Source organism: Azohydromonas australica DSM 1124, assembly GCF_000430725.1.
GTDB classification, from domain to species: domain Bacteria; phylum Pseudomonadota; class Gammaproteobacteria; order Burkholderiales; family Burkholderiaceae_C; genus Azohydromonas; species Azohydromonas australica.
In genome coordinates this window covers 1-8,043 of record NZ_AUMO01000085.1, presented here as the reverse complement: position 1 = coordinate 8,043, position 8,043 = coordinate 1, and the positions used below count along the sequence as shown (strand labels likewise).

The 8,043-nt window shown below is 65.4% G+C and carries 11 protein-coding genes; 9 read left to right on the top strand and 2 right to left on the bottom strand.

Features of this window, described 5'->3' with window-relative positions; translation table 11 throughout:
- Positions 1–1,908: ParB/RepB/Spo0J family partition protein (locus H537_RS51055; protein WP_211235013.1), on the top strand; the 1,908-nt coding region annotated here is incomplete at its 5' end.
- A 209-nt stretch (positions 1,909–2,117) separates the two neighbouring features.
- Entirely contained in the window at positions 2,118–2,303 is a 186-nt protein-coding gene (locus H537_RS0114465) for a hypothetical protein (RefSeq protein ID WP_156901716.1), read from the top strand.
- A gap of 209 nt (positions 2,304–2,512) precedes the next feature.
- On the opposite strand, the gene phaP is transcribed toward H537_RS0114465, so the two are convergent.
- Complete coding sequence (gene phaP, locus H537_RS0114460; protein ID WP_028998484.1) at positions 2,513–3,049, bottom strand: TIGR01841 family phasin; 537 nt, start codon at positions 3,047–3,049, stop codon at positions 2,513–2,515.
- 332 nt (positions 3,050–3,381) lie between these two features.
- On the opposite strand from phaP, the gene H537_RS0114455 reads away from it, so the two are divergent.
- The 5 genes from H537_RS0114455 (at position 3,382) to H537_RS0114435 (ending at position 6,546) form a co-directional block, all read left to right on the top strand.
- A complete protein-coding gene (locus tag H537_RS0114455) occupies positions 3,382–3,873 on the top strand; it encodes a hypothetical protein (RefSeq protein WP_028998483.1) in 492 nt (163 codons plus the stop codon).
- Between the two features lie 40 nt (positions 3,874–3,913).
- Positions 3,914–4,336 (top strand): hypothetical protein, encoded by a 423-nt coding sequence (locus H537_RS43080; protein WP_043458851.1) that lies wholly within the window; start codon positions 3,914–3,916, stop codon positions 4,334–4,336.
- 52 nt (positions 4,337–4,388) lie between these two features.
- Complete coding sequence (locus H537_RS0114445; RefSeq protein ID WP_028998482.1) at positions 4,389–4,853, top strand: hypothetical protein; 465 nt, start codon at positions 4,389–4,391, stop codon at positions 4,851–4,853.
- A gap of 289 nt (positions 4,854–5,142) precedes the next feature.
- Positions 5,143–6,012, top strand: a complete 870-nt coding sequence (locus H537_RS49270; RefSeq protein ID WP_028998481.1) for an HNH endonuclease — start codon at positions 5,143–5,145, stop codon at positions 6,010–6,012.
- A 126-nt stretch (positions 6,013–6,138) separates the two neighbouring features.
- Positions 6,139–6,546: an HU family DNA-binding protein gene (locus H537_RS0114435; RefSeq protein WP_028998480.1), complete on the top strand. Its 408-nt coding sequence runs from the start codon at positions 6,139–6,141 to the stop codon at positions 6,544–6,546.
- A gap of 158 nt (positions 6,547–6,704) precedes the next feature.
- Here H537_RS0114435 and H537_RS0114430 read toward each other — a convergent pair whose 3' ends face one another.
- On the bottom strand, positions 6,705–7,004 hold the full coding sequence (locus tag H537_RS0114430) for an SWIB/MDM2 domain-containing protein (protein WP_051242634.1): 300 nt from the start codon (positions 7,002–7,004) through the stop codon (positions 6,705–6,707).
- A gap of 120 nt (positions 7,005–7,124) precedes the next feature.
- Here H537_RS0114430 and H537_RS0114425 point away from each other — a divergent pair, with 120 nt between their 5' ends.
- Both H537_RS0114425 and H537_RS43070 read left to right on the top strand, forming a co-directional pair.
- Positions 7,125–7,511 carry a hypothetical protein gene (locus H537_RS0114425; RefSeq protein ID WP_028998478.1) on the top strand — a complete coding sequence of 129 codons (387 nt, stop codon included), beginning with the start codon at positions 7,125–7,127 and terminating at the stop codon, positions 7,509–7,511.
- Positions 7,512–7,530: 19 nt separating this feature from the next.
- On the top strand, positions 7,531–8,043 hold a 513-nt coding region (locus H537_RS43070), incomplete at its 3' end, for a hypothetical protein (protein WP_156901715.1).

Here is an 8,043-nt window from a genome sequence, read left to right as displayed (position 1 = left end):
ATCAAGCGGGTGCAAGGCCGGGAAATAACTGCACCCCTGAAGTATCTTGCACGTGACCCTCTTAATGTTCGCAAGAAGAGCCCGGCGCGCAGCGTCGAGGAACTGGCGGCACTGATCCACTCGCAAGGGCTGCTGCAGAACCTCGTCGTTCGGGCTGAAGTGTCAGGCAAGAAGTCCCCCAAGCCTACCGGGCGCTACGGCGTCGTCGCCGGTGGCCGCCGCCTGGAAGCCCTGAACCTGCTTTTCACTCAGGGCAAGATTGATGCGGATTTTCCGGTGCGCTGCCTGGAAGTATCCCAAGAGGATGCGCTGTCGGTTTCCATAGCCGAAAATTGCGGACGTGAACCGCTCCACGGAAGTGATTTGTATGACAGTTTCCACGCCATGTTCGAGCAAGGAAAAACGGTTTCCCAGATTGCCGACGCCTGGGGCATCAGCCCGCTCACTGTGGAGCGCCGACTGAAACTTGCCAAGATCAGCCCGAAGCTCATGGCGCTGTACCGGGATGAAAAAATCGAACTGGAGCAGTTGATGGCGTTGACGCTCACTGAAGAGCACGAATTGCAAGAAGTGACGTGGTTCAACTCAGCACCCTACGAACGCTCGGCGCACAACCTGCGCCGTAAATTGACCGAGCGCGATGTGCCACCAAATAACCCGTTGGTGAAGTTCGTTGGCTTCTCGGCCTATGAGGCAGCGGGTGGCAATATCCGGCGCGACCTGTTTTCCGATGACGCGGATGCCCCGGGTTTTATGACAGAGCCGGCTCTGCTTGAGAAACTGGCCACGGAGCGCCTGCAGCGCGAGGCCGAAGCGGTGCGCGCCGAAGGGTGCTGGCAGTGGGTGGAGGTCCGCACCAGCTTTGGGTACACCGACCGGCAGGCGTTCGACCACTGCCGCACGCTCGATGTGGACCCGAGCGAGGAACAGCAGCAGCGGCTTGATGCCATCAAGGCACTGGTGTCCGAACTGGAAGACCAGATCGACAACCTCGACCCCGAGGCCGACAGCGAGGCCATCGACGCGCTGGAAGACCAGCAGCAGCAGGCGCAAACCGAGTGCGAGGCCATTGAGCAGACCCTGCAGCAGATCGATTCCCGCGATCTGCCGCTGGCCGGCGCGGTGGTGTACGTGGACCAGCGCGGCGAATTGGCGGTGCTGCGCGCCCTGGTGCGCGTGGAGGACCGCAAGGCACGGGCTGCGCAGGGCGCAACGGCAGCTGGCAGCGCCAGCACTGCCACAGGGGCAGCAGCGGCCAAGGCTCCCAAGGCGGACTGCTCTGAGAAGTTGCTGCGGCATCTGACTGCACACCGCACGGCGGCGCTGCGCACCACGCTGGCCGGCAAGCCCTCCGTCGCGCTACGTGTGCTGGCCTACCAACTGGCGTTGCAAACCGGGCTGTCGTCGCTGTGCGGCACCGGCGACCGGCCCGTTGAGATTCGCGCCGATACGGTTGATGTGCGCAAGGAAGGGCCCGACATGGCCGAGTGCAAGGCGCAGCTTGAGATGCAAGCGCACCGCGAGCGATGGAGCGAGCGCCTGCCCCGCGACCAGCGCCAGTTGCTGGCCTGGGTGCTGGAGGCGAACGATGCCGATGTGCTGGACCTGCTTGCCGTCTGCACGGCCAGCACGCTCAACGCGGTGCAGGGCCGCGAGTCGCCGCAGCCCATCGCCGACGCCATTGCCGCCGCCGTGGGCCTGGACATGGCCGATTTCTGGCAGCCGCGCCTTGAAAACTACCTTGGCTTGGTGCCCAAGGCCAAGATCATTGCGGCGGTGCATGACGCGGTGTCGCCCTCGGCTGCGGCCAGCCTGGAAGGCTTGAAGAAGGACGCGCTCATTGCGCAGGCGCAGCGCCAGCTTGAAGGCACGCGGTGGCTGCCGCCAGCGCTGCGGACCAGGGGCTGACGGTGCAATAGCCTAGCGCCGGCCTCTGCTGCAAAAGCAGGGGCCGGGCTGCCTTCGGCCATGCAGCCGCCCCATAGCTCGCTGCCTGCGTAGCGCTGTTGGTGCCCTGCTCTGCCGGACCGTGACCGACGGTGCCGCAGAGCGAGGCGGGTCAGGACTGCGCTGCGCGCCGCAGCGGCTCCCGCGAGGTCCAGGACGAGGACCGAAAGATGGTCAAGGTACTCACGCTGCGCCAACGGGACGCACTGTGCCGCGCGCTTGATGGTCGGCTGCTGGCGCTGTGCTTTGGCGCCGGCGTGGACTCCACCGCGATGATGGTCGCTCTCCACGCTGCAGGTCTGTGCCCGGGCGTTGTCACCATGGCCGACACAGGCGACGAGAAGCCCCAGACGTGACAGCACGTCGAGCGCATGGACCGCGTTCCGCTCACGGGGACGGGCCGCGCGCATGGTGCAACGGGCTACCGGGCCCCTGAAAAAGAAATGCCCGGCCGGGGCCGGGCAGAAGGTACCGTGAACGACGGATACCAAGCAGGCAACCTTGACATCAGCGTCGTGCCGGCTGCCTCGGTCGGCCAAGGCAGTCGCGGCCCGGCCGCGCCGGCTCACGCAGCTTGTTGCTGCGTACCGTTGACCACGCTGGTGGTCACGCGCTTGAAGTTGGCCTCGGCCGTTTCAGCCGCTTGCTTGGCGGCCTTCTGCACGCTGTCGAAAGCGTTGCTGGCAGCAGCGACGCTGGACTTCACCAGAGCCACGGCGTTCTCGCTGCCGGCCGGCGCGCTCTTGAGCGCGGTGTCCACGGCAGCCAGGACGTTCCTCTGCAGCTCGGCCACCTGGGCTTCGACGATCTTGGTCACTTCGGCGCTGGTGGCCGCAGCGATGTCGTAGACGTGGCGGCTGTAGGAAGCGGCCTTCTCGGCAGCCGGCTGGCGCTGGCCGGCCTGCAGAGCCAGCAGTCCCTGGGCATCCTTCACCGACAGGACAGCTTGCGCGTGCTCCTCAGCCTCGCCCAGCAGCGCCTTGACGGCCTGCACGTTGAGCTCGACGGTCTTCTCGACCCCTTCGAAGGTCGCCGCAGCCAGCGCGAAGGCGGCTGCGATGGTGGACTTCTGCATGGCGGTCAGTTGCTCGGCGGTTTGCATTTGGCTTCGGGAAAAGAGAGGGGTCAGAGAAATTGCTGCACTGCAGCATGACCGCCAGTATAGGGAAAACGCTGCCTGCGCCTACCGTTTTTGTGCAACGCAACATTTCTTCGATAGGGGTTGATCGGCTTGGCGGGAACGCAGGCAAATCAGCAAGAACGGTGTTGCTCCAAGAGGGGCACTGGAATACGCGCAGCCAGCTACGGCAGGCGGCGATGCCAAACGGTGGGGTCTGACCAAAGCGACTCACGCCTGTCTTCACCAGCGAACCCCCGGCGGCCTCTATACTGTGTTTTCATACATATAAAAAGCCAGAAGAAAGAGATGCCGAGATGCTGGATACCCAAGCCGCCCATGGAACGCTGGCCGCCTTGCATGAGGATGGACTGCGCAATGACGAAGGCTGGAGCGTCCAGGTCCTCGAGCCTCTCGGGAGTGACGGCGAGAACGTGCCAATCTTCTGGCGCGGTGGTGCGAAGTCGATCCCGGTGCGTCCTCGGGTCGCGGATCGGGACAAGAACGATTCCACGCCGCTGAACAGGCAGACCATTCATGGGTTGGTGAGGGCCACGGGCGAGGCGCCGTGCCGCGCTGTACAGCGCAAGTACGCTCTGCCGCACAAGACGGTCACCATGGTCGCCGAAGGCGGATCCGACCGCATCGGGCTCGACATCGCGCCAGACCACGATGCCCCTTCCGGCATGCCGGCGGCCCGCCATGGCTTTGGCGGGCAACGAGCCCGTGCGCAGGGCCCGTTCTCCTGCCGGGTGCAGGCAGGCAGCACCAGGGGCTGGAGCGAAAGCAGATACCCGGCCTCCTGCTGAACAGCGCCCACTGCTGCAATCGTCTGCTGCGGCGCTTGCCATGCTGTTCGAAGTGCGCCGCCAGCGAATCCGCGGTGTCCCGCTGACCAAGGAGGCCCGCAACCGGGTCGTGCCTGCGAGGGGCGATCTGCGAGTGGAGGAAGGCCCGGCCGAGCCCATGGGCCGCCGGCTGTGCCGTATCGCGACGCTCCATGCCGTTGACCGCGTCGTCAACGGCGACAGCCTGCCCAGGCTCTACGACGCACGGCTGCTGTGGATGGCACCGCTTGCCCTCGTCCTGGGCGGCATCGAGTTCGAGGGCGGCACGGGCTACTGGCAGACCTGGTATTGCACTCCCCTGGATCGGGAGCCGCTGACCGGCATGGCTGGGAAGCCCTCGGGTTTGAGAGACAGCTCGCGCACGCGAGCGGTGGCACCGACGTGCGAAGCCCCGGCCACCTCAACGACTCCAGCATCGCAATGAGTGTCATGCCGCCGGGACGACGCGTCCCTGGCGCATTCAGCAAAGGCAAACGATGAAGATGAATGATTTCCCTCCCCGGCCCAGCCCGTTCCTGCTGGATGTCTACGCGCGCCTGGCCTCGCGCTACATGGCACCTCACGTGCGGCTGGCTGGTTTTCAATCGCGCTGGATCGCATTTCGGCGCGACGACCTGGAGCAAGGTATCGAGCACGCAGTGCTGGACACCACGGCGGGCCGGCTGACGCAAGCGCGGCAAGCCGAGCTGATGGCACAGGCCAGGGAAGCGGCCGGCCCTGGCAGGGCCCTCGTCATCGCCGAGATGGCTGTCAAGCGCGCCACCAACGAAGAGGCCGAAGGCGATGAGGCCGTCACCAGCCGGATCATGACCGTCGCGCTCCGGGAAACCGGCCAGCCCAGCGGCGTGCTGGGGTTTGTGGAACTCGACAACGACGGCTGCCCCACCGGCCGAACCGGCGGTCCAATGCCACTGCTTACCCTGGACGCGTCATCGGACTGAGCTTGCAGGCCATGGAGCGTCATCATCGATGGGTCGGCTTTTGCAGGCGTTGCGCAGCCTGAGTTCGATGAGCGCCGAATCAGCGCTCGATTCATGACCTCACATTCGAGACAGGTTCCCCTCTCCTGCCCCCTTCGCCTGACGTGAACCGATTCTCATGGGACTGCACGCTGGCCACTGCAATGCTGCTGCGTGTGTTGTCTTCAAGAAAGCCTGAACGGCCAGCCATGGCGAACGCCATGAATGCCGCGCCCGTCAAGCATCAAGGTTTGCTGCCGTTATCCCTGCCATGCCGTCTTTTGCCTTCTACTTCCACGCCGATGTCTTCGAGCACAAGCGCCAGCTGCTGCGTGCCGGCATGGGTGTGGTCATCGACCATGTGGGTGCCACGCCGCGCCTGCCCTTCAAGGACATCGCCGCCGGCGATGAGCTCTTCATCGTTGGCCTGAGCGGCAACCACCTCCACCTGGCCGGGCGGCTTGTCGCGGCAGACCGGCCGATGAGCCGCAGCGAGGCGCTAGCGCGCACTGGGAGGCAAGATCTCGTGGACAAGGCGCTCATCTGCCTGGCCAACCCGGCCAGTGTCGATGTGTTCAGGCCCGACCTGCGCCTGCCCGCGGAGGTGGCCCGGGAGCTGGAGTTGTTCAACAGCGATGGCGCGCCCATCAGGACCGAGGGGATGCGCCAGGGGCGCTTCGAGCTCAACGTCCTGCGCTCGTGTCCCAGGCTTTCGGACGCGTCCGCGGCACAGTTGAGGCAGCTGCTGGGCCAAGGGTCGGCTGCAGAAACCCGCGTCGCAGCAGCCCAGGCAAGCGTTGAGGCGATGAGCAGCATCGAGGCTCGCCGCGGGCCCGCGGCGTTGCGCACCCGGCTGCTGCAGGCTTGGGGTGGACGCTGCGCCGTCACGGGCTGCGCCGTCGAAGACCTGTTGGAGGTCGCGCACGTCACGCCTGCTGCGCCGGCCGCCGCCGAGCGCCTTGGTGACGCCGTGGTGCTGCGCTCGGACATCCACACGCTGTTCGACCTCGGCCTCATGACCGTCGATGATCAGTGCCACGTGCGGGTATCGCCGCAGCTGCGCGACAGCGAATACTGGGCCTACAACGGCCGAGCCATCCAGCACCCCGAATCCGCCGCCCGCGCACCGAGCTTTTCATGAACCCCGGTGTCCGGCGGCTGGCGAGTTGCCCACCGATGGCGAATGCAACGGCCAGCACTCCCGCAACCAAAATCGCTGCGTGCCAATGTCAAAATCGTGCGCCTCCACTCACCCTGCAAGCAACGCATGAACCGCAACGACCTGGCTGCCCTGCTGGCGGAACAACACGAGCTCTCCAAGGCCAGCGCCGCGAAGGTGCTCGGCACCGTGATCGACGCCTTGTGCTCGGAGCTCAAGAAGGGCAATGCCGTGGCCCTGGCCGGCTTTGGTACCTTCAAGCTCGGCCAGCGTGCTGCGCGCACCGGCCGCAATCCCGCCACCGGCGACAAGATCAGAATAGCCGCGCGCAAGCTGGTGAAGTTCTCGCCCTCCACGTCGCTGGCGGGGCTGGTGGATCCGAAGTTTGCCAAGGCCCGTGCCGAGAAGGCCGCCGCCAAGCAGGCACCCCCGGCCAAGAAGGCTGCAGCCAAGAGCGCTGCCGCACCCGCGAAGAAAGCTGCCGCCAAGAAGGCGGCTGCGAAGAAGGCCGCCTGAACCGGTCCAACGGCGGCTGCTGGCTTGGGCATCACGCCGTGCTTCAAGCGGCTGCTGCGGATGTCTCGCGCCCATTGAAGAAGCCCCGCGGGACGGGGCTTTTCATCATGGATGCGGTATCGCCACGGTGCCGCTGCCGGCATCGCGGCGGTGCAACTTCAAGCCAGGTGCTTGCTGACCAGCCCCGTCATCTCGAACATCGTGACCTCGTCCTTGCCCATGACCGCCTTCAAGGCGCCGTCGCACAGGATGTTGCGCTTGTTGGCCGGGTTCTGCAGGTTGTGCTGCTTGATGTAGTCCCAGAGGCGCTTGGTGGCTTCGGTACGTGGCAGCGGATCGGCCCCGATGATGGCCGCAAGGTCGGGACTGGGCTTCAATGACTTCATGAAAGCGCTGTTTGTCTGGGTGTCAGTCTTGGCCAATGGAAATGCTCCTGCCGTGTAGATGGGGCGCAGCATACCGCCTTGAAGACTTGCACCTGGCAGGCCAGTCCCGTACCGCGCACTTGCTATTCCTGCTTGCACGCCGGGTCTGGTGAAATACGCCAACATTGAATTTGCATCCAGGAAATTCCAGCAATGAGTCACGACATGGTGGACGCCACAGGCGACGCATGGGCGGCTGCCCAGCTCGTCCGGTCCTTTGAAGACAGCGATCAGAAAAAGCGCCTTGCGGGGCTGGACCCTGTTGAACGCGAGACGCTGGCAGGCGCCATTGCCCTGGTGGCTGATCGCAAGGCAGCGGCCTATGCACGGGCCCTGTCTGGCGAGCTGCCGGGCCTTGCCGCATGGATGAAGCGCGATCCGGAGCTGGCCCAGGCCACGGCGCTGCTCAACAAACACTTCCTGGCGATCAGCTCCATTCCCGCACGACCCGGCGTGCCGGCCGCCGGTGGCGTTTGCACGGCACCTGCCAGCGAGCACGACACTGCAGCGGACCAGGCGCAGCAGGCCTTGGCATTCTGAAAGACACTTGGAGCATCACGTGGCAAAGCCTGATTGGCCATCGAAGCGTCGTGACGGCGACCGCGGCCGCAACCGTGACCGCAACACCCGTGAACCGATGCGGGACAACGTAATCCTGCACCCGGCATCGAACAGAGGTTCCAGCGGACCACGGCAAGACAGATCCAAGCCGCAGATTGCCAAGCAAGGCGTGAAAGGCGCCTTGCGTGCGGCCAACCCGCGGCTGCTGCTGGAGAACGCGCCGGTGCGGGAAGCCTTGGCGCTGGTGGCCGAGGTGCCCCTGGAGCGCCTTGAAGCCATGTCCCAGGGGGCGCTGTGCCCCGACGAGACGGCCTTCCATATCGAGCGGGCCCTGAAGCTGCCCGGCAAATGGCTGGACGGGCTCAACAAGGAAGTCCCGGAGAGCACGCTGGAGCTGCTGAAGAACCCCGACCGAGCGGCCACGCCCGTTGACGTCGTATGCGTTGTTCTTGACCGAGACGACCATGTCGCCGTGGCGCAGCCAGAACTCGCGGGCTACCCGGTCGATCGC